At 37.8% G+C, this 21,515-nt stretch carries 18 protein-coding genes; 13 read left to right on the top strand and 5 right to left on the bottom strand.

Annotation, left to right across the window (positions count from 1 at the left end; genetic code table 11):
* Nucleotides 1-9: 9 nt before the first annotated feature.
* The 6 genes from thrB (at nt 10) to RDV53_RS01165 (ending at nt 7,045) form a co-directional block, all read left to right on the top strand.
* Nucleotides 10-954: a homoserine kinase gene (gene thrB, locus RDV53_RS01190; protein WP_005696633.1), complete on the top strand. Its 945-nt coding sequence runs from the start codon at nt 10-12 to the stop codon at nt 952-954.
* Nucleotides 955-1,031: 77 nt separating this feature from the next.
* Nucleotides 1,032-2,306 (top strand): threonine synthase, encoded by a 1,275-nt coding sequence (thrC, locus tag RDV53_RS01185; RefSeq protein ID WP_005696630.1) that lies wholly within the window; start codon nt 1,032-1,034, stop codon nt 2,304-2,306.
* Nucleotides 2,307-2,451: 145 nt separating this feature from the next.
* The gene (locus tag RDV53_RS01180) at nt 2,452-3,162 is read left to right on the top strand and encodes a 4'-phosphopantetheinyl transferase family protein (protein WP_032822632.1); all 711 of its coding nucleotides are present in this window, start codon (nt 2,452-2,454) and stop codon (nt 3,160-3,162) included.
* Between the two features lie 129 nt (nt 3,163-3,291).
* The gene (hflK, locus tag RDV53_RS01175) at nt 3,292-4,533 is read left to right on the top strand and encodes an FtsH protease activity modulator HflK (RefSeq protein WP_032822634.1); all 1,242 of its coding nucleotides are present in this window, start codon (nt 3,292-3,294) and stop codon (nt 4,531-4,533) included.
* Nucleotides 4,533-5,420 (top strand): protease modulator HflC, encoded by an 888-nt coding sequence (gene hflC, locus RDV53_RS01170; protein WP_005696627.1) that lies wholly within the window; start codon nt 4,533-4,535, stop codon nt 5,418-5,420. The genes hflK and hflC overlap by 1 nt, the downstream gene beginning before the upstream one ends.
* 236 nt (nt 5,421-5,656) lie before the next feature.
* A complete protein-coding gene (locus RDV53_RS01165; protein WP_005696624.1) occupies nt 5,657-7,045 on the top strand; it encodes a cytochrome-c peroxidase in 1,389 nt (462 codons plus the stop codon).
* 57 nt (nt 7,046-7,102) lie between these two features.
* On the opposite strand, the gene RDV53_RS01160 is transcribed toward RDV53_RS01165, so the two are convergent.
* The 5 genes from RDV53_RS01160 to RDV53_RS01140 all read right to left on the bottom strand — a co-directional run bounded on the left by RDV53_RS01160 (nt 7,103) and on the right by RDV53_RS01140 (nt 14,615).
* Nucleotides 7,103-7,966, bottom strand: a complete 864-nt coding sequence (locus RDV53_RS01160; RefSeq protein ID WP_005696623.1) for a hypothetical protein — start codon at nt 7,964-7,966, stop codon at nt 7,103-7,105.
* Nucleotides 7,967-10,774, bottom strand: coding sequence for a toxin VasX (locus tag RDV53_RS01155; protein ID WP_005696622.1), 2,808 nt, complete (start codon nt 10,772-10,774; stop codon nt 7,967-7,969). It lies immediately after the preceding gene.
* A 16-nt stretch (nt 10,775-10,790) separates the two neighbouring features.
* Nucleotides 10,791-11,972, bottom strand: coding sequence for a DUF4123 domain-containing protein (locus RDV53_RS01150; RefSeq protein ID WP_309202546.1), 1,182 nt, complete (start codon nt 11,970-11,972; stop codon nt 10,791-10,793).
* 250 nt (nt 11,973-12,222) lie between these two features.
* Nucleotides 12,223-14,277 (bottom strand): type VI secretion system Vgr family protein, encoded by a 2,055-nt coding sequence (tssI, locus tag RDV53_RS01145; RefSeq protein ID WP_005696617.1) that lies wholly within the window; start codon nt 14,275-14,277, stop codon nt 12,223-12,225.
* 68 nt (nt 14,278-14,345) lie between these two features.
* On the bottom strand, nt 14,346-14,615 hold the full coding sequence (locus tag RDV53_RS01140) for a PAAR domain-containing protein (RefSeq protein WP_005696616.1): 270 nt from the start codon (nt 14,613-14,615) through the stop codon (nt 14,346-14,348).
* 286 nt (nt 14,616-14,901) lie between these two features.
* Here RDV53_RS01140 and tssB point away from each other — a divergent pair, with 286 nt between their 5' ends.
* Genes tssB through tssJ form a run of 7 tightly spaced genes read left to right on the top strand, consistent with a single transcriptional unit; the run spans nt 14,902 to nt 21,512 of the window.
* Nucleotides 14,902-15,399 (top strand): type VI secretion system contractile sheath small subunit, encoded by a 498-nt coding sequence (tssB, locus tag RDV53_RS01135; protein ID WP_005696615.1) that lies wholly within the window; start codon nt 14,902-14,904, stop codon nt 15,397-15,399.
* A gap of 12 nt (nt 15,400-15,411) precedes the next feature.
* Nucleotides 15,412-16,896, top strand: a complete 1,485-nt coding sequence (gene tssC / locus RDV53_RS01130; protein ID WP_005696614.1) for a type VI secretion system contractile sheath large subunit — start codon at nt 15,412-15,414, stop codon at nt 16,894-16,896.
* A gap of 11 nt (nt 16,897-16,907) precedes the next feature.
* Nucleotides 16,908-17,324: a type VI secretion system baseplate subunit TssE gene (gene tssE, locus RDV53_RS01125; RefSeq protein WP_005696613.1), complete on the top strand. Its 417-nt coding sequence runs from the start codon at nt 16,908-16,910 to the stop codon at nt 17,322-17,324.
* Entirely contained in the window at nt 17,325-19,076 is a 1,752-nt protein-coding gene (gene tssF / locus RDV53_RS01120; RefSeq protein WP_005696612.1) for a type VI secretion system baseplate subunit TssF, read from the top strand. It begins immediately after the preceding gene.
* Nucleotides 19,040-20,038 (top strand): type VI secretion system baseplate subunit TssG, encoded by a 999-nt coding sequence (gene tssG / locus RDV53_RS01115; protein ID WP_005696611.1) that lies wholly within the window; start codon nt 19,040-19,042, stop codon nt 20,036-20,038. Before tssF ends, tssG begins: the two co-directional genes overlap by 37 nt.
* Nucleotides 20,039-20,818, top strand: coding sequence for a hypothetical protein (locus RDV53_RS01110; RefSeq protein ID WP_005696610.1), 780 nt, complete (start codon nt 20,039-20,041; stop codon nt 20,816-20,818).
* Nucleotides 20,819-20,831: 13 nt separating this feature from the next.
* Nucleotides 20,832-21,512: a type VI secretion system lipoprotein TssJ gene (gene tssJ / locus RDV53_RS01105; RefSeq protein WP_005696609.1), complete on the top strand. Its 681-nt coding sequence runs from the start codon at nt 20,832-20,834 to the stop codon at nt 21,510-21,512.
* Nucleotides 21,513-21,515: the final 3 nt, after the last annotated feature.

Genomic DNA, 21,515 nt, shown 5'->3' with positions numbered 1-21,515 from the left:
GGACATAACATGTTAAGAATTTATGCGCCGGCATCGAGTGCAAATATTAGTGTAGGGTTTGACACGTTAGGTGCAGCCATTTCACCGATTGATGGTTCGTTATTAGGTGATGTTGTACAGATTGAGTCTATTCCAAGTGGCTTTGAGCTCGAAAGTGCGGGCTATTTTGTGCGTAAATTGCCAAAAGAGCCGCAAAAAAATATCGTGTATCAGGCCTATGTGCTGTTTAGTGAGCAATTAAAATTACGCAATATGAGAGTCAAACCATTGCGTTTGACCCTTGAGAAAAATATGCCGATTGGTTCGGGCTTGGGGTCAAGTGCGTGCTCTATCGTGGCTGCATTAGTGGCATTAAATAAATTCCACGATGAACCATTCTCAAAAATGGAATTGTTAGAGATGATGGGAGAGCTAGAGGGGCGTATTTCAGGCTCGATCCATTATGATAATGTGGCACCTTGTTACCTAGGCGGTGTGCAATTTATGGTACAATCCCTCGGTAACATTTGCCAAAAACTGCCATTTTTTGATAATTGGTATTGGGTCTTAGCTTATCCAGGCATTGAGGTTTCAACCGCTGAAGCGCGTGCAATTTTACCGAAAAGCTATACGCGTCAGGATGTAATTTCTCATGGTCGTCATTTAGGTGGCTTTGTGCACGCATGTCACACGCATCAAGAAAACCTTGCAGCGATGATGATGAAAGATGTGATTGCAGAACCTTATCGTGAGGCTTTATTACCAAATTTCGCAGAAGTGAAACAAGCTACTCGTGATTTAGGCGCATTAGCGACGGGAATTTCAGGTTCTGGTCCAACGATTTTCTCCATTGCACCCGATTTACAAACGGCAACAAAACTGGCGACTTATTTAGAAAATCATTATTTACAAAACAATGAAGGCTTTGTTCATGTTTGTAAGGTTGATAATGATGGCGCGAGAGAGCTAGGTTAAGCAGTCAATCATCTTCCCCTCTTCTTATTAAGAGGGGAATACCATTTTATTAAAACTCTATAATTAACGGATATACAATGAATTTGTACAACATTAAACACCCCGAAGAACAAGTAAATTTTGCGCAAGCAGTACGTCAAGGACTTGGCAAAGATCAAGGTTTGTTCTTTCCAGAAACTATTCCAACTTTAACTAATATTGATGAGTTATTAGCCTTACCACTGGTTGAACGTAGCCAAAAAATTCTTGGCGCATTAATCGGTGAAGAACTACCGAAAGCAACATTAGATGCAATGGTGAAAAATGCATTTACTTTTCCTGCACCGTTAGAAAAAGTAGAAGACAATATTTATGCCCTTGAATTATTCCATGGACCAACTTTAGCATTTAAAGACTTTGGTGGTCGTTTTATGGCACAGGCGCTCGCTGCAGTGCGTGGTGATGGCAAAATTACTATTTTAACGGCAACATCCGGTGATACCGGTGCTGCAGTTGCCCACGCATTTTATGGGCTAGAAAACATCAATGTGGTGATTTTATATCCGAAAGGCAAAATCAGCCCATTACAAGAAAAGCTCTTTTGTACTTTAGGGGGCAATATTAGCACTGTTGCGATTAATGGTGATTTTGATGCCTGCCAAGCGTTAGTCAAACAAGCGTTTGATGATGCAGAACTACGTCAAGCGATTGGTTTAAACTCAGCGAACTCCATTAATATTAGCCGTTTATTAGCGCAAGTTTGTTATTACTTTGAAGCGGTAGCGCAATTACCAAAAGAAAAACGTGATAACGTAGTAGTTTCCGTACCAAGTGGTAACTTCGGTAACTTAACGGCAGGTTTAATTGCAAAAACATTGGGTTTACCGATTAAACGCTTTATTGCTTCAACCAATGCGAACGATACTGTGCCGCGTTATTTAGAATCAGGTAACTGGGCACCTAAAGCGACTGTAGCAACCCTTTCTAACGCGATGGATGTTAGTCGTCCTAACAACTGGCCACGTGTCGAAGAGTTATTTAAACGTAACGGTTGGAATTTAAGTGATTTAGGTTCAGGCATGTTAAGTGATGGCGAAACAGAAGAAACTTTAAAAGCGATGTACGCAAAAGGTTATTTATGTGAACCACACGGTGCGATCGCCTATCAAGTATTGAAAGACCAACTTAAAGCGGATGAAACCGGTATTTTCTTATGTACGGCACATCCAGCGAAATTTAAAGAGTCTGTTGAGCGTATTCTTTCGCTCGATCTTCCATTGCCAGAAGCGTTGGATAAACACAATAAATTGCCATTACTTTCTGATGAAATGGATGACGATTTTGCACAATTACGTGCATATTTGTTGAAATAATAAAAAAGTGCGGTTGATTTTGACCGCACTTTTGTTTTGTTACTCAAAAGGGCGGGATAAACGCTCTTTCTTTTTGGGTTCCGTTGGCGCGTGGCGGATTTCCTTTTATAATGCTATCAAACTGATATGTTTATTTATTATTTGTATGACAACTTTTATTGCCTACGCCAATATTCAGCAACCTTTTTCTTTTGATGAAATCCCTACGGATCTTGTTCCTGAATATTTGCGTATGGAACTGCATGGGAACTCTCGCATAACGCAACGTCATCAATGTCGTCGATTGGCGCATTTTTTACTTTGGCAGTTGTTAAAAACAGCGGGAAAATCAACCGCACTTTTAGAGCAAATTTATCGTACACAAAGTGGCAGACCACAATTCTCCGTTGATAATATCGATTTTAATATTAGTCACTCAGGCGATTGGGTTGCCGTATTACTGCATATTAATAAATCAGAAAAAAGTGCGGTCGGTATTGATATTGAATTTTCCAAAAAACGGAGTTTTTCTGCGCTAATGGCTCATTTCGCGCCACAAGCAGAGCAAGAATGGTTTGCTAAACAACTTGATGAGGAGCAGGCTTTTTATCGCTGTTGGTGTTTGCGTGAGGCAGTATTGAAATCACAAGGTGTTGGAATTGTAAAACTTTCAAGTGTGATGCATTTGCCAGAACAACTGCAGATCTTTTCAGATTATTGTTCAAAAGGAGAGTTGCTCTTTACCGATGAATTACCTTTTTATTTTGCTGCATTTATTAATCAGTCAAAAATTCAACCGCATTTTTATCAATGGGATGGAAAAGGTTTAGTAGAAAAAAATATACAAAAATCCTTGATTTACCAAGTGAATGAATAAAAGAAAATCCTTGAAAATATTCAAGGATTTTTTATTTTGTAATAATTTGCATTGCCACTTGTATTTTCATAGACTAACCTCATTTATTTCGTTAAACTCATTAAAAACTTTAGACAAATGGAGAACGTAATGTCGCAAAACGGTCCAGATCAAGATCCTTGGGGTAAACCGGGACAGAGTAGCGGTCCAAAACAGTCAGATAATTCATCAGATAAGCAAAATGAAAATGGCTGGGGCGCGCGAGACAATAAGAATCAGGAGCAATCACCACCAGATATTGAAGAGGTATTTAATAATCTGTTGAAAAAATTAGGTGGTGGTAATAAAAAAGGTGGTTCAAATAATACTTCGCCTAATATGCCTTCATTTAATTTAGGTAAAATTTTACCGATCGCCGTGGTGATTGGGGGAATTATTTGGGGTGCAAGCGGTTTTTACACCATCAAAGAAGCGGAACGTGGCGTGACGTTACGTTTTGGCGAGTTTCATTCTATCGTTCAACCCGGTTTAAACTGGAAGCCAACCTTTGTTGATAAAGTGATTCCAGTGAATGTAGAACAAGTTCGTGAGCTTAAAACGCAAGGTGCGATGTTAACCAAAGATGAAAACATGGTTAAAGTTGAAATGACTGTACAATATCGCGTGCAAAATCCTGAAAAATACCTGTTTAGCGTGAGCAATGCAGATAATAGTCTTGGGCAAGCGACTGATAGCGCACTTCGTTATGTGATAGGTCATATGACTATGAATGATGTGCTGACAACCGGTCGTGCCGTGGTGCGTGAAGATACGTGGAAAGCATTGAACGATATTATAAAACCTTATGATATGGGACTTGAAGTGATTGACGTGAACTTCCAATCTGCACGTCCTCCAGAAGAAGTGAAAGATGCTTTCGATGATGCGATTAAAGCACAGGAAGACGAACAACGTTACATTCGTGAGGCAGAAGCTTATGCCCGCGAGAAAGAGCCAATCGCTCGTGGTGATGCACAGCGTATCGTGGAAGAAGCAACGGCTTATAAAGATCGCATTGTGCTTGATGCGCAAGGGGAAGTGGAACGTTTACAACGTCTTCTACCTGAATTTAAAGCGGCACCTGATTTGTTAAAAGAGCGTCTTTATATTCAAACCATGGAAAAAGTGATGGCAAACACACCTAAAGTGATGCTAGATAGCAATAATGGTAACAATTTAACTGTATTGCCATTGGAGCAATTAATGGGTAAAAAAGCGACCAAGCCAATGACTACCACTTCTGAAAGTGCGGTCAGTTCTGCACCTGTTTCAATACAGGACCGTCGTGTAGAAACACAAGTGGCTCAACCGGTTCAATCAAGTGAAGGCATTCGCCAAGGGAGATTTAATTAATGCGTAAATTTTTACTTCCGATTATTGTGGTGATTGCTGCGGTGTTGTATTCCAGCGTGGTGGTTGTAACTGAAGGTACTCGAGGCATCATGTTGCGTTTTAACAAAGTACAACGTGATGCAGAAAATAAAGTGGTGGTGTATGAGCCAGGTTTACATTTCAAATTGCCTTTAATTGATAGCATTAAAGTGCTTGATGCGCGTATTCGTACTCTTGATGGGTCTGCAACCCGTTTTGTGACAGTCGAGAAAAAAGACTTGTTGGTGGATTCCTATGTGAAATGGAAAATCAGCGATTTCGGTCGTTTCTATACTGCAACAGGTGGTGGCGATTATAACCAAGCTTCAAACTTATTAAGCCGTAAAGTGAATGACCGCCTGCGTTCAGAAATTGGTACACGTACGATTAAAGACATCGTTTCAGGTACACGTGGTGAATTAATGGCAGGTGCGAAAAAAGCGTTAAATTCAGGGCAGGATAGTACTTCTGAATTAGGGATTGAAGTCGTCGATGTTCGCGTAAAACAAATTAACTTACCAGATGAAGTTTCCTCTTCGATTTACCAACGTATGCGTGCAGAACGTGATGCGGTTGCCCGTGAACATCGCTCACAAGGTAAAGAAAAAGCGGCGTTCATTCAAGCGGATGTGGATCGTAAAGTTACCTTGATCTTAGCGAATGCAAATAAAACAGCACAAGAATTACGAGGTAATGGTGATGCGGCAGCGGCAAAACTATATTCTCAAGCTTTTGCTCAAGAACCACAGTTTTATAGCTTTATTCGTAGCTTAAAAGCCTATGAAAGTAGCTTCGAAGGTTCAGATAATATGATGATTTTGAAACCTGACAGTGATTTCTTCCGCTTTATGCAAGCGCCAAAGAAATAAGCAAGAGATAATGAAAAGTAAAGTGCGGTTAGAAATAACCGCATTTTTTATTGCTAAATTCTAAAAGAAATTAGCCCTCTATAAAGTAAAAATATCTTAAATGCAATCAATCGAATCTATAGCCAAGGCAGATTAAATCCACATAAAAAATAAGTCAATTTTTTGGCATAATCACCTGACTTTAAGCTTTACCTTTCTTTTTATGTTTTTGTTTTATTGATCGTTTGGAGGATTAGATGAAAAAACTGATTATTGGCGGTGCAGCCATTGCTATCTTAGGTTATTTGGGCGTTGTGGGGTATTTACACCAATTTGATAAAGAGAATGCGACCCAGCTTTTAATGGAAAATCGCTATATTGGCGAACAAGAAAAAGTGGCAAAAGCATTGTTTGATAACAGCTGCCAATATTGTCATAGTCCAAACACTCTACTTCCATTTTATTCAAAATTTCCGATTGTGGGGGATGAAATGCAATCGGATATTCAGCGTGGACTTCGTGCTTTCCGTCTAGATCGTTTACTTGAAGGCTTAAAAGATCCGAGCAAATTATCCCAAGCTGATTTAGCAAAATTACAGCGCGTACTTGAAAATAATGAAATGCCAATTGCTAAATTTAGACATCTTCACTGGGGAAGTAAACCGGATGAGCAAGAAAAAGTGGCATTGCTTAACTGGATTCGTGAAGCACGTAAAATGTCTTTACCAAAAGAAACCCCCAATGTTGATGCAGATCGTTTAGTACAACCGATTCCAGACAGTATTGCGACTGATGAAGCAAAAGTTGCATTAGGTCATGATCTTTTCTTTGATGGTCGTTTATCAGGCGATGGTTCTATTCAATGTCACACTTGTCACCAATTAGATAAAGGTGGTGTAGATAGACTTGAAACCTCAACAGGGATTGAAGGTAAAAAAGGTCCAATTAACGCACCAACTGTATTCAATGCTGCATTTAACTTTGTGCAATTCTGGGATGGTCGTGCAGCAGATTTAGCTGATCAAGCGAAAGGTCCTCCAACAAATCCGGTAGAGATGGGCTCTCATTCTTGGGATGACATTGTGGCACGTTTTGAAATGGATGAAGAATTCAAAAAAGCATTCTTAAAAGAATATCCACAAGTGACGAAAGAAACCTTAACTCATGCAATTGGTGAATATGAAAAAACATTAATTACGCCAAATAGTGATTTCGACCGTTATTTGAAAGGGGATAAAACAGCCTTGAGCGAGCAACAAGTTCGCGGTTATGAATTATTCAAACAGCATAAATGCGATACTTGCCATACCGGTGTGGCAATGGGTGGACAATCTTATGAATACATGGGACTTTACGGCGATTACTTTAAAGATCGTGGTACGCCATTAACAGATGCTGATGAAGGCCGCTTTGCACAAACTAAAGATCCTTTCGATATGCATCGCTTCAAAGTGCCAACTTTACGTAACATCGCACTTACTGCACCGTATTTCCATGATGCATCAGCAAAAGAGCTAAAAGATGCTGTGAGTGCAATGTTGAAATACCAAAGCAACGTGAAACAGCCAGCTCAAAAAGATATTGAAGATATCACGTCTTTCTTAGAAAGCTTAACAGGTGAATTTAAAGGTGAAAAATTAAAATAATCCTTTGAGCGATAAATAGAAACGACCGCAAGTGCGGTCGTTTTTTGTGTGTTAATATTATTGTACACTATTCTTTTCAAGCCATGCCTGAATTCTCGCTTCAACTTTCTTTTCGTCGTAGCCGATTTGTGGGAAGAGGCTAAATTGATAGAACCAGTTGAAGTAGTCACTGGTGATGCGTTTTTCTTTTTTAAAGAACTTACCGTATTCTTCATCGGGGTTTTCGCTGCCTAAATAATCCAAAATAAAGTTCAGTAAGGCATGATTTTGATATTCGCACGCTGGCCGATAAATGCCGAGTGGTATGCGGCAGGCGGATTTTTTATCAGGGTTTTCGTGAGGGATGTTAAATACCAAACTGCCAAAGTGTTTTGGGCGGATCCACGGGGTAAAATATTCCGGGCTTAAAAAGCTGAGCAACTGTTCCCGATCTCGTTGTACGGATTTAGGATAGTGCATAATATAAAGCTGACCCCACGACCAAAAATAGACTAAACGCCGTTTGGCATCAAAGCGCACTGGACGCCATTTCGGGGAAGCAACCATAAAGAACCAGAATAGGGGGAAGAGGATATAGAACCAGCCCCAGTAGAAACTAGCTTTGTGTTTTCTTAACATTCCTTCAGCAAACTCACTAAAATTTGTACCAGCCATTGTATAACCTAAATTATTAGGATCTTCATAGAAATGAAACGTATCTTTTATACTAATCATGGGATCTATCACCCATAATATTTCCTGAAACATACTTTGAGTCGTAAAATAGTCATAAAGCATAAAGCCGATCGTACATAAAAACCACACCCAAGAGAGATCGGCTCTAATATGCCCGTCGTTATAACGGCGGACTTCAATGACACCATTGCCCAGCTGTTTCACATTGCGGGCAATCACATCAGGATTATAGTTGGATATGCACATTTACTTGGCTCCCACATAAGTTATTTGACTTTCAAAATAATCAGCATGAGTTTTACGCCACCAGGTGGAAACATCTTCGCCTAATTTCGGATGTTTTATCGTGACAGTTAAGGTATTGAGCATATCACTTCCTTTCGTATTTGTTGTGTAACGGTAGCTTTTCAATATATTAATCTGTGTCATATCAATTAAAATTTCTCCCTGTGATAAAAACTGTTTTCTCACCTTATTGGTCGGTATCGATACCGGTGCCGGTACGCCTCCTCCCATCATCGGATCGATATTGTCATAATCTTCAATACTGATTTCTATCGTTAATTTATCTGCACTGCTTCTGTCTTTAAACGCTGGACAATAGACCTTCAACTGATATTGATTTGCTAGGGTCGTATCAATGCCAATGCCCCAGATCAGGTTATAAAAACCATCCATTTCTTGCTCAAAGAAGGTTTTAAGTTTTTTAGTTTCGCTGTCTTGCTGTGTAGAGGCCAGTTTTTTAGCTGTTGCTAGTTGCTCTTTTAACTCTTCAGGTCTTCTTTTTCCCCAATAATCCCCCGAATTCCCCCAGAACCCGGTTCTCACCCATTTCTCAAATTCATTATCTGCCACCAGTGAAGTTAAGATTGCACCAATTGCCAATACCACCCCGATACCGACGAACGTGCCGGTGTAGGCAAAGGTGGAAATAAAGAAGCTGATTTCCGCCATACCTGCCAAAATCGCCGAATTACGTGCGGCGGTGTCGCCGGTGCGTACAGCTTGCTGTGCCTGTGCCAAGGCGATAACCACGCCTAATACATTAGCAAACCGCCCCGCATTTTGCAGTGTCAGATGCTTGGCTATTTGTGTCCCTCTACCGGCTGCGGCTTTTATCCCAATCGGTTCTTTAAACCCGGTCAATGCTTGAATTTGTTTCACCGCCGCTTTATCTAAACGGTTATAAAATGTCCCCAACGCCTTCGTACCAAAGCCGCTGCTTCGCTCAAAACTTGCTACCAAAGCGGCAAAATCATTCGCCAAACGAACGGCCGGATGTAAAAACCATGCCGATAAGGAACCGGAATTGTCTTCCTTATATTTTGCCCATTCACGTAAGTTCACGATTAACGCACCGCCTGCAAAAAAGGTGCCAACCGATTCGGTGACTTTCACCACCCGTAGTGCCGGATTATATTCATTTTTTACTACTACATGCACGTTCATATTAATGTAATGGGACGAGCCAAGACGGACGCCTTTAGTGAGTTCCGCCTGATAATGCGAGGCACTTAAGCCTTCAAAAAGTGCCTTAGCATTCTTAATCAAAGTGCGCATTTGCTTATTCACAATATCTGCGCCCACATTAATGCTACCCACATGTGCATGGGAAATAGTCTGTAATTTTAACCCAGCAGCGGCTAAAAAACGTGAATAAGGAATGGCTTCTTTCACGCCTTCTTTCCACAGCAACATCTGTGCAGCCATTACCGATTCAATCATCACCTCAAAACGCAAGGCTTTCACTGTAAGTTTTGCTGCCGTTTCCTTCGTGATTTGATTAAGTTTATCGCCAACTGAAAGTAGATTTGATAAGTTATCACCCCATGAGCTTCCCGTAACAAGCGTATTTTTCTGATATTCCATACCCTTTGGCGTATCACCAAACCCCGCCATCGCTGTGCCATAAAATGCCATGGCATAGTCCGCAATAGAGGCTAATTTATCCAATTGTTGTTGATTGGTTTTACAAAGGCCATCTAAAAATTTCATATGCTCAAGAAGGGTTCCGTTGCCAACTTGATTGAGCAAGTTAAACTGTGCTACAGCCAAGTTTTTCATGGTTTGCTCTGCCATTAGCGGTGACTTTTTCGCATAGATTTTTATTTGCTCTCGCATTCCTTTATCTAATGGGTCGGAACTCATAAGTCGCTTAAACCAGTTGGGATTTTTAAACACATGTTGTTCTATCTGTTCAATTGCCTTGGCGGTGGTGACTGGATAAAGAATGTTGGAAAATTCTTTCAGGTTATTCGCTAAAATCCGCTGATGATAAGCCGAGACGTCTTTAATGTCGCCAATACGATCAAACAAGGCAATGACCACCGTTTTTTTAGCCGAACAACTATCAAACACTTGATGTTGCTTGTTATAACCCAATCCGGTTGCACGACGAAAACTATCCGCTAAATCCTGCACTAACTTTTCTGCTTTAAAATCTGCCACTTTTTCTGTCAGTAACGCACCAGGGAAAATAAACTCAGACGTGCCACCCGTTAGGGAAATCTTCTGCATGACTTTAGCACGTTTAATCGGATCGCGTTCTAACGTTTCGAACATCTCCGGTGCCCAACGCACTTCACTATAAGCACATTCGATGGAACCGACTTGCGCATGAACATAAGCATAAGGAAAGGAACGTGGCAATTTTTTCCATTCGCCACGTGCCGTACCATCTGTCCAGACATATTGAGTAAAGTGATAAGGCGAAACACCCGAACCATTGAGCTTTGGGGCATTACTGTCATCTTTGGCTACCGTATATTCAAAAATTAGCCAGCGCCTCTTTTCGTCAGTCGCATTTCCCACGTGTTTTGCGCGGGCAAGAATATATAAATACCCTTGACGTAAACGGCGTAAATCATATTCCTTATCGCTAATTCCAGTTGGCATTGGTGGAACAGACCCTGTTTTAGCTGCATTATTTAACGTTTTCGAACTCATACTAAAACGCACAGGGAAGATTGGCACGATATCCAATTGACACGCAAGAGGCTGACCTACAGCCTTAGCATTGGGGTCTAAACGATCATCGGTTTTCTTTGTTGACATAGTCATTCCTAAGTATTCATCGAAGGTTTATTTTTTCACATAACAGTTCACCGAGTTCAATTTCGGTAAGGTCATTGCCATACTCTTTTTCAAGCTCAAGCCAATATCTTTTGAGTTTCGTCAAATCTCCAGAAAGATAACAAAGTGTTTTCACTACATTGGTTATACTTCCTTCAATTTTAAACCCTAATTCAAGAGTCTGATTAAAATATTTATCAATATCTGCCTCTGCAATTTTTTGTTCCGGAAATTCGGCTGGAATAATTTCTGTCTGTAGCTTTTCAAGTAATTGGCGTTTGTCGTATTCTTCTAAAAAGCGTTCCATTTCATTATCAAAAGCGACCGCACTTGGTTGTGTCTCGGGTGGTAACTCTTTCAAGTTAAAAATATAAAACCGATTTTCTATTCTTGCCGCAAAATACTCAATGATACATTCTCCATTGCGAAACCCGAAAAATGCAGCTAAACGCGTTGGGTCATATTCAATATGATGCAAATAAGCCACCAATACCTGTGGGTCGTAGAATCGGAAAAAGTACCATTTCTCCGTCTCTTCTTTATAGAGATGGATAAATTTACGCAAATGATAATGTACTTCCTCAAAGGAATGCTTAGTACGAATAAAGATGGCCGGATTGATATCCCAACAACCGAACCATTCCTGTTCGGCTTGTGTAAATAAAATTTGGGTAAACCCACTGATGCCTTCATCATTGACGGTAAGCTGGGTGAGATAAGGTGCATTTGTGTGCATGCGATTTTTTAAATCGCCTTTATATAAAGAATCTGTTTGTCCTTCCCGTTCACAAAGCTGGGGCAAGATAAAAGATTTCACCCCATCGACAACCGCATAATAACGATAGCTATCAGTATTCGGGATGAAATCGGGATTTGGATAAACCAAACCTTCTTTGGGATTCTCCTGTGAATTTAGCTGCGCAAAAAATGGATGATTGACTAATGCCTCCGGCAAATAGGGCGGTTGATATGAATGCGTTTCAAATATCGACTGCAGAGGCGAAATCGTTAAACTTTCTTGCGATAAATAAGATTGGGTGCCTTGTTGAGTTTCTTGTTGTACAAGTAAAAAACGAAGCTCTTGTTCCTTTAATTGTTGTGCTGCTGCCCAAATAGTGGCTTGATAGCCATGACGTTGGAACCATGTGGTGGCAGGTAAAGGGGCAAGTTGGCTACTCAGTTTGCATTGATAATGTGTTTTATAGTCTTCAATTCTTTGTTGGAAAATATCGCGATTTTCGGCAAAACCAATCAGGTGGCCAAAATAAAGGGTATTAGGTTGATTAAGGTAAGTGAGCTGCTAATAACCTATCCAAAGTTGTTTTTCTGTTGTCATAGTTTATTTATGGATAAACAGTTAAATTACTATATAAATAGGACAGCAAAGTTTAACTGCTTAGCTGTCCTTTTGTCGCAAAGTGCGGTTGATTTTAACTCTGTTTTTGATTTTTCATGGCTTCACAAACTTCGCAAATCGGTTTTGCGTCATTAGCAGCAAGAGACAATACAGCTGGTGATTCTGGCGTTCCGCTAGATTGTATTAAATTACCTTTTACAGTCACTTTACCTTTTAACGTGATGCCAGAGCCATCAATAATAATCGTACCGGCTTTTCCACGAATATTTACTTGTGTAGTACCTGTTAATTTAATATTTTTACTATGCTGTTTTAATTCTTTCCCAGCTTTGAAAATCGCATTGCGACTTGTTTGATGGGAATAATCTCGGCCAATTTTAACTTCTTGATTGGCGTATACATCCATCGATAGATGATTCCCAATGTTTAATACTTCATCCTTTTCAATTTTAGTCATGCGATTGCGATTGATTTTATTAGATTGATCGCGTCCCACTGTTAAGGATTCATCTTGTCCAACTGTTTCAGTACGGTTATTGCCGATGTTAATGGTTTCGTCATGTCCAACTTGTTCGGTTCGATCATGCCCAATTTGTGTTGTTTCATCATTATTTACAACATTATTTTGGTCTTTTTCTGCATGAATAAAGATTTCTTCTCGGTCTTTTTCATCTTCAAAGCGTAATTCATTAAAGCCGTTACCTTTATGGGTTTTACTTTTTATAGTCATACGCGTTTTATGTTCAGGCAGAGCATAAGGTGGTTCAGTTGTACTGTGATAAGTACGTCCCATGATGATTGGTTGGTCAGGATCTCCTTCTAAGAAATCAACCATTACTTCATGGCCAATACGAGGGATGGCAATATGCCCAAATTGCGACCCCGCCCAACCTTGGCTGACACGAATCCAGCAAGAGCTATGCTCATTATTTTGTCCTTCACGATCCCAAGGGAATTGAACTTTGACACGTCCCCATTCATCACAATAGATTTCTTCATCAGCAGGACCAACTACATGGGCCATTTGAGAGCCATCAACAACTGGTCTTGGTTGCGGTTCCGGTCGCCATTGTGTGGTATTTGGAATGAGTTTAATACGGTTCTCATAGCGGTTGCCCTCTTCACCGGCTTCTTCTTCCAATACACCAGGTTGCCAACCATAATGTTCAACACCTATAATTAACCAATCACGATTAAAAGCTTCTCGTTGATGTCCCTCTAAGCCAAATACATAGCCGGGTTGCACGCGTAAATCATCGCTTTGCGCAAGAGCTAATTCAGCTTCTCTACGTTCGTATTCTAAACGATATTGGGTAAAAGGCTCACCTTGAGCATCTCGTTTATAACGACCAGGATAGTCATAACGTTCGTAAATGCTACTATGACCTTCGTTATTACCTTGACCAGAATATTGGTGCTCTTGGTTATAACGAGGATTTGTAAAAGTATAATCACGTAAAGTTTGAAGGGTCGTACCTAGTTTTTCTTCGTAAGCCCAATGCCATACCGCAGCTTCTGGACGTTGGCCAGCAGGCATTGCGTTATAAACTAAGTTTCCTTTTTTCTCTGAAAGTGTTGTCGAATTAGAGAAATGAAGGATATGGCTATTATTGGTATGTTCAAAATAATAGTAAGAACCTTCTTCGGCAGCCAAACGTTGAATGAAATTTAAATCAGTTTCGCGATATTGCACGCAGTATTCTCGAGTCCAATATGGCGTTTGTAAATGGAATTGACTCTGAGATACTTGATTTTTACTTAGTAGTGTTTCGATAATTTTTTGAGAGTCTTGTTGTTGGAATATTCGTAAATCAGTTTGTAACCCAGCACGACATAAAGAGGGTTCAATCACCATGTGATAACGAGTACGAGTAAAACCAGTTTCTCCCTGATTTAAGGCGGTGACGATACCGTTAACACTACGAACTGCCTCATCTCCTTGCCAGAAGGTTAGTGTAGCAGGTTGGTCAATTAGAGAATGAAAATTGGGCTCAGCACCAAAACTGGCGAGGTCGAGTTCAAGTCGGAATAGTGTGGATAGATGTTCTTTTAATACAAAACGGACTACTTCAAATTGAGAGGAGCCATTAACGGTAAGACTGTAACGATAATCGGATTGAACGGCCATTTGGGATTCCTATAAAATATATTGGCAGTAATAATAGCGTTGTATACGTTGTATAAATACTAAATAAATTATGCTTTAGCTTTCATCATAGATTGTGAAGCAATTAATTCAGCGCCACAGGCTGTTTTCATTCCTTCAAGAGCAATACCTCTCCCGTTAGCTAGCATTATGGACGAGCCTTCAATAATCGGGAAGTTACCTTTGCATTTGGGACACGAAACCAGATCCCCTTGTCGGGCGACACTTTTGCCTCCTGCGGTCATGGTTTGTGAGCCTTGAAGTACGGTACCTCCGTGGGTGGTCTTATCTCCAATTACGATTACTCTACGAGCGGACATGACTCCTCCTTATTCTATGAAATGTTTCATTTTGATATTTTAAACTAAAATGATAGGATTTTCTTGTGAAATTGATAGTTTATATATTCATTTTAAAAGAAAATACATAATTTCTAAAATAGTAGTCGTGTTTAATTTTGTCACGTAACAATATCATTTGTAAAAAATGATTCTATACTGCAGACTTTATCATTGATTTAGTAGTGGTGATTTTTTATAATCTAGCTATTTTTTAGCTCGTTATCTAAAAATAGAAATAGGTTTAAATTTCAAAGAGGATTTTATAATGTCTAAAACAGGTTCAGTCGCACCAAAAGAGCGAATTAATATTAAATATACTCCGGCTACAGAAGGTCAAACTGATGAAGTTGAATTGCCTTTAAAACTTCTTGTTACTGGTGATTTTAAAGGTGCTGCAGAAGACTTAAGCCTTGAAGAAAGAGAGACAGTTTCTATTGATAAGCACAATTTTGATGCTGTAATGAAACAATCTAATTTGACGATTGATGTAGCTGTTCCAAACCGCTTGGAAGAAAATGCTGAAAATCAAGACCTGGGTGTTAGCCTAAAAATTGAGAGCATGGCGGATTTTTCTCCCGACAATATTGCTAAGCAAGTACCGCAATTAAACAAGTTATTAGAGTTGCGAGAAGCACTTCTTGCCTTAAAAGGACCGATGGGGAATATCCCTGCATTTAGAAATAAATTGCAAGAGTTAATTGCGGATCCTAACGCAAGAGAAACGTTGGAAAAAGAGTTGGCGATCATTTTAGAAAAAGAATAAGGGTAGTAGATTATGGTTACTAAGAATCAAACTGCAAAAGCTGAAAAAAATTCGCAAACAACAAGCTTGCTTGATCAGGTCATGGAACAGACACGTTTTAAACCTGAAAATGAAGATTACAGCATTGCGCAGCGTGGAATTGCAGAATTTATTTCTGAAATGTTGAAATCTGATAGTACAGATGCAGTTGTAAATAAGACGCTGATAGATGAAATGATTGTTCGTCTTGATGAGAAAATCAGTCATCAAGTAGATGAAATTTTACATAATGATAAATTCCAAGAAATGGAGTCTGCGTGGCGTGGTTTGAAACTTCTTGTAGATCGCACAGATTTCCGTGAAAACATTAAAATAGAAGTACTAAATGTAAGCAAAGAAGAATTACTTGACGATTTTGAATATGCCACTGATATCACTCAAAGTGGTTTATATAAACATGTTTATTCAGCAAACTATGGTCAATTTGGTGGTGAGCCAGTTGCTGCGATTGTTGGTAACTACACGTTTACGCCATCAGCACCAGATATTAAATTATTGCAATATATTTCATCTGTTGGCGCAATGTCTCATGCTCCATTTATTTCAGCTGCAGGTCCTGAGTTCTTTGGTCTAGATAGTTATGCATCTTTATCTGAAATTAAAGAAGTAAAAGATATTTTTGAGGGGCCTAGATATGCTAAATGGAGAGCTTTAAGAGAGTCAGAAGATTCAAAATATTTAGCATTAACAATGCCACGTTTCTTGTCTCGTTTGCCTTATGATTCAATTGAAAATCCGATTAAAACTTTTAATTACAATGAAGGAATTGATGGTAATCATAATAATTATTTGTGGAGTAATGTAGCATTTTTGATGGCATCTAAAGTTACTGATAGTTTCGCTAAATATCGTTGGTGTCCAAATATTATCGGCCCACAAAGTGGTGGCACGGTTGAGGATTTACCCGTTCATTTATTTGAATCGTTTGGTCAGTTACAAGCGAAAATCCCAACAGAAGTATTAATTACTGATCGTAAAGAATTTGAATTAGCTGATGAAGGTTTCATTCCTTTAACTATGCGTAAAGGAAGCGATAATGCAGCGTTCTTCTCGGCTAACTCTGTTCAAAAACCTAAAAAATTCCCAAATACAGAAGAAGGAAAAGCCGCTGAAACAAATTATAAATTGGGTACACAATTGCCATATATGTTTATTGTGAACCGTTTAGCGCATTACTTAAAAGTATTACAACGTGAACAGATTGGCTCGTGGAAAGAGCGTCAAGATCTTGAACGTGAGCTGAATGTGTGGTTGAAACAGTATGTTTCAGATCAAGAGAACCCACCAGCAGAAGTGCGTAGTCGTCGTCCGTTACGTTCTGCTAAAGTGGAAGTATCAAGTGTAGCAGGAGAGCCAGGTTGGTACAAAGTTTCTTTATCTGTTAGACCACACTTTAAATATATGGGGGCAAGTTTCGATCTTTCCCTTGTGGGTCGATTAGATATTGATAATAAATAAGTAGTTGTTTTATGGGGTTTTGGAACCGAATTAAAACTGCTCCACAGAATACGGATGTTATAAAAAAGAAAACTGAAGCAGAGATTGTAAGCGACTTAATTCGTTCAATAAAAAGAAACATAGAATTAGTACTTAATTCAAAAGAAGGGTGTACATTATGTGCGCCCGATTTTGGTTTAAGAGACTTTAATGACGCAACTGCAACTACAAAAAGTTTAAGTCAAACAATTGTTGCAAATATTCGTTCTAGTTTAGAGCGCTATGAACCAAGAGTTCGTATTACAAGAATAGAATATATCCAGGATACATATGATGTTCTTCAGCTTAACTTCCGTATAACTTGCGTAGTGTTATTAAAACAAAAAAATGAGTTAACTGAATTAAACATTATTTTAGATAGTTCAAATAAGAAGTTTAGGGTTGTGTAAATGTCTTTGAAAGAGTTTTTTAGAGCTGAGTTAGACTTTCTCAAAAGAGATGGGCTACATTTTTCAAAGATTTATCCCCACTTGTCTAGATTTCTATCTGATGAGATCGTTGATCCTGAAGCTGAGAGAATTATTGAATCTTTTGCTTTTTTAACGGCACGTTTGAAAGAAAAAGTTCAAGATAATTTACCTGAGATAACTCAATCAATGATTCAGCTTCTTTGGCCAAATTATTTGCGCCCTTTACCAAGCTGTGCAATTTTAAACTTTCAACCTAAAGAAAGGGCGATTACAACAAAGCATGTAGTTCCTAAAGGGACATTTGTTTCATCTAAACCTGTAGACGGTACAGCTTGTCAGTTTCAGACAACGATGGATGTCTCAGTTTATCCGCTTGTGTTAAATGATGTAAAAAGCGCATCGGGTAGTGAGTCTACAATCATTGAATTAGAGTTAGAGAATATCACAGATAGTGATTTTTCTTCTATACGGTGCGATGAATTGTCATTTTATTTATCAGGGAGTGATTACAGTGCTTTAACTTGTTATCAATGGGTTTTTAATTATTTAACAAAAGTTTATATCAAATCAGAAGACGGTGTAATTAATTTACCACTGGATGTTATTTCTTCTGTTGGTTTTGATCAAGATGAATCTTTGATTCCTTATCCAGATAATGCATTTGATGGGTATCGATTATTACAAGAATTTTTCTTTTTTCCTAAAAAATTTTATTTCTTTAAGTTAAGAAATTTACATCTATATTTAAATCGATTAGGTAAGAAAAAATTTAAGTTATTTTTTGAGTTTAATCGTTCTTTTCCTAAAGATCTAAAATTAACACGAGCAGATTTTTCTTTGTATTGCGTCCCAGTAATTAATTTATTTGAACATGATGCTATTCCGCTAAATTTTGATGGAAAAAAAGATCTATATCCAGTGATTCCGGCTGGTTTTAATCGGGAGCATTTCGAGATATTCGATATTAAGCGTGTTTCAGGCTCAAAGTTTTTAAAAGAGACGGGAAATAGGATTTATACTTATCCAAAATTTGAATCATTTGTGCACAGTTCCGCATCAGGAAGGTATGGGTACTATAAATCAATTATTAAAAATAATATTGAAGAAACAGGTTATGATCATTTTGTCTCTTTTGTATCTGATTCCAATAAGATTTTAGATACTTCTAGAGAAACTATATCTATAGATTTAGATTGTACAAATTATAATTTACCTGAGTTTTTAGGTATTGGTGATATTTGTGTACCATCACAAAATACTCCTTCTTATATTGACTTTAAAAATATTACGTTGCCTGTAAAAACAGTTCGAGCTGTTTTAGATGAATCGATTCATTGGAAGTTAGTCTCCAATCTTTCACTTAATTATTTATCTTTGACAAAATTAGATGTTTTAAAGGAAATACTATTAACTTATGATTTTTCTGCAATGTATGATGTTCAGGCATTAAGAAGAACTGAAAAACGTTTGGCTGGGATGGAGTCAATTATGACTCGTCCACTTGATAAAGTCATAAAAGGTATCGTATATAGAGGTCAAAAATCAGTATTAAGAATAGATAGTAATAATTTTCTCTGTGAAGGAGAATTATTTTTATTTGGTTCGATTCTTGCTGAATTTTTTAGGTTATATGGAACAATAAATTCATTTCATCTTTTAGAAGTTATTAATACAAGCAATAACGAGATATTTAAATGGGAACAGAAAACCTCTCTTCAAAGAGTGATCTAATTCAGTTTGGCTTTCATCAGCTCATAGAAACAATAGCTGAGGCATCGTCTATGAGCTTAGATGAATTAGAAAATACTTTAATTGAGGAATCAATATTTCGTTTCTTTAGTAATCCTAAAATTAATTTTCCTGCTGGGGATATTGAGCAAGTTGCCATTCAAGATGAAGAAGGGAAACGGATATTCCAAATTATTACTAACTTTTTGGGATTACAAGGTGCATCAGGTCCACTTCCAGGAAGTATCTTGGATGAAATTGCAGAGTCGTCGTATGATAATGAGTCTATTCAAGCTCAGTATTTAGATTTTTTTAATCATCATTTGCTCGCAATATTTCACCAAATCTGGAGAAAATATAAATATTATATACGCTTTAAACCTGATTTCTCAGATAATTATTCTCGGAACATTCTGAATATCTTAGGGTTATCTAAAGATTTTATAGGTTTTTCTCATTTAAATTGGAATAAGATTTTTTATTATATTGGTATTATACAATCGGGTATAAGAACCCCGCAGATACTAGCTGATATTGTTCGACATTATTTTGATTTGGATGATGTTTTTATTGAGGAGCATGTAAGACAGCTTGTTGAAGTAGAAAATGAACAAAAAAATAAACTTGGTATGCAAAATATGATGTTAGGTAATAATTTTATTTCGGGCGATAAAGTTGAATCATTTTCAAATAAGTTTAGAGTTAATATTGATAATCTAACAATAAGTGAATTTTACCAATTTTTGCCAAATACTGAAAAGTATAAGCATCTTCAAGAATTGATTCGCTTTCTATTAAAAGATCCACTGCCTTATGATATTTCATTAGGTTTACATCCGGATACGCAATCTACCTTTATTTTGGGAAAGGATAATTCTAGTTGGCTAGGATGGACAACATTGATTAATGCGGATTCAGCAAGAACTTATCTTTTAAACCAGGTAATCATTAAAGGAGCAGTATAAATGCATAAGCTTTTATTGATGGTGACCGATGCGTTTATGCTTGAAAGAGGAACGTTGCCTTATTGCTATTTTGATTTAGCTGGCGGTTTAGTGGGTTCAGCATCAAATGTGAATTGGAAAATAGATAATTGGAAGAATGAAATTTCTGATATTGAGTTTGAAATAAAGTATTATAATGCTGACTTCTGTTTAATAGCTCATAGTAACAAGCTTTTTATTAATGGAACAACGAGTGCTCTTCCCATGGGGGGAATTATCAAATTAAATGATAATGATCTCATTTCTCTGTGTAATTATAAGATTAGAGCTAAGATTTTTACTAATGAAGCAGAGATGGTTACTTTACAAGATGAATTATCTTATTTATTAAATAAACAAACGGATAATACAATCTTAAATTTAGGACATTCTCAGCAATGTTATTATGATTTTGAGAAAGTAAGCATTAATCAAGATTTACTTGAATTAAAAGCAAATGACACGAATTTAGACCCGTTATTGGCATTAAAAGTAGATGATGAGCCTTCTTCAGAGTTAATTAATGCGATGCCTCATCAATTTGAGTCTATGGAATATAAATTTTTTAATCCTCATATTCATAGTGTTTTAGAATATTATACTCCATTGGATGTTAACCAGTCACAAAGTGAATTAGTGAAATCTACATCTACAGTTGAATATGAAGGAACACAGAATTCTGTATCAACTTTTACCGATAAAGATGATACAAAACCAAAACAAGTGGAGCCTATTTTAGATCCGCTATTTTTTATTAAATAACTAAGGAAATCTTATGAAATTAAAATCTTTATTTATGTTTACTGTTGTTGCATTAACTATGGCAGGATGCTCTTCTAATAATGAACCGAGTGTTAATCCTCGTTTAGTGAAACCATCGACATATTCACTTTCCATTTATGCAACGGATCGTGCGAACATCAACGTTTATTCTCCAAAAGATGATGCTATTGCCGTAGTAAGTGATGAAGCCACAGCAGAGTTTGAAGAGTTAGATGCTTTAAAACCTCAAGCTAAACGTCCAATGACAGCTCATGAATACAAAAAAAATGCGACAGCCAACAGTACCAATTCCGATAAGCAAATTATTGAGCAGGAAAATGGAAAGGCTGATGCTAGGGCAACCCCTGTAATGTTAAAAGTTTTCCAATTAACGGATAAGTCTCTATTTTTAAGTAGTACATATGATGATTTTCGTGGTAATGATTTCACTGAATCATTAGGTAAAACATATGTTTCAAATATTGATTTAATTATTGCACCGAATCAGTTCAGATTTGTGGATTCAGAAGAAATGAATGAAAAAACTCATTATATCGGAGTTGTAGCTCTTTTTAATGGCTATGAAAACCGCAAATGGAAAGGTATTGTACAGGTCAAGCCTAAAGGTGGGGAAAGTTATCCACTGTTAATTCGTGTGTTAGACTCTAAAGTTGAAATTTTTAAGGATAATTAATCC

This window comes from Haemophilus parainfluenzae ATCC 33392, assembly GCF_031191205.1.
In the GTDB taxonomy this organism is placed as follows: Bacteria; Pseudomonadota; Gammaproteobacteria; order Enterobacterales; family Pasteurellaceae; genus Haemophilus_D; species Haemophilus_D parainfluenzae.
Note: the sequence above shows the minus strand (reverse complement) of the source record. Positions and strands in the feature narration are given on the sequence as shown.

Coding starts and splice junctions, on each gene's coding strand:
- RDV53_RS01140 (WP_005696616.1), bottom strand. CDS start 14,615: ATGTCCGCTCGTAGAGTAATCGTAATTGGAGATAAGACCACCCACGGA.
- tssC (WP_005696614.1), top strand. CDS start 15,412: ATGGTTACTAAGAATCAAACTGCAAAAGCTGAAAAAAATTCGCAAACA.
- thrB (WP_005696633.1), top strand. CDS start 10: ATGTTAAGAATTTATGCGCCGGCATCGAGTGCAAATATTAGTGTAGGG.
- tssF (WP_005696612.1), top strand. CDS start 17,325: ATGTCTTTGAAAGAGTTTTTTAGAGCTGAGTTAGACTTTCTCAAAAGA.
- hflC (WP_005696627.1), top strand. CDS start 4,533: ATGCGTAAATTTTTACTTCCGATTATTGTGGTGATTGCTGCGGTGTTG.
- tssB (WP_005696615.1), top strand. CDS start 14,902: ATGTCTAAAACAGGTTCAGTCGCACCAAAAGAGCGAATTAATATTAAA.
- RDV53_RS01155 (WP_005696622.1), bottom strand. CDS start 10,774: ATGTCAACAAAGAAAACCGATGATCGTTTAGACCCCAATGCTAAGGCT.
- hflK (WP_032822634.1), top strand. CDS start 3,292: ATGTCGCAAAACGGTCCAGATCAAGATCCTTGGGGTAAACCGGGACAG.
- thrC (WP_005696630.1), top strand. CDS start 1,032: ATGAATTTGTACAACATTAAACACCCCGAAGAACAAGTAAATTTTGCG.
- tssE (WP_005696613.1), top strand. CDS start 16,908: ATGGGGTTTTGGAACCGAATTAAAACTGCTCCACAGAATACGGATGTT.
- RDV53_RS01160 (WP_005696623.1), bottom strand. CDS start 7,966: ATGTGCATATCCAACTATAATCCTGATGTGATTGCCCGCAATGTGAAA.
- RDV53_RS01180 (WP_032822632.1), top strand. CDS start 2,452: ATGACAACTTTTATTGCCTACGCCAATATTCAGCAACCTTTTTCTTTT.
- RDV53_RS01110 (WP_005696610.1), top strand. CDS start 20,039: ATGCATAAGCTTTTATTGATGGTGACCGATGCGTTTATGCTTGAAAGA.
- RDV53_RS01165 (WP_005696624.1), top strand. CDS start 5,657: ATGAAAAAACTGATTATTGGCGGTGCAGCCATTGCTATCTTAGGTTAT.
- tssI (WP_005696617.1), bottom strand. CDS start 14,277: ATGGCCGTTCAATCCGATTATCGTTACAGTCTTACCGTTAATGGCTCC.
- tssJ (WP_005696609.1), top strand. CDS start 20,832: ATGAAATTAAAATCTTTATTTATGTTTACTGTTGTTGCATTAACTATG.
- tssG (WP_005696611.1), top strand. CDS start 19,040: ATGGGAACAGAAAACCTCTCTTCAAAGAGTGATCTAATTCAGTTTGGC.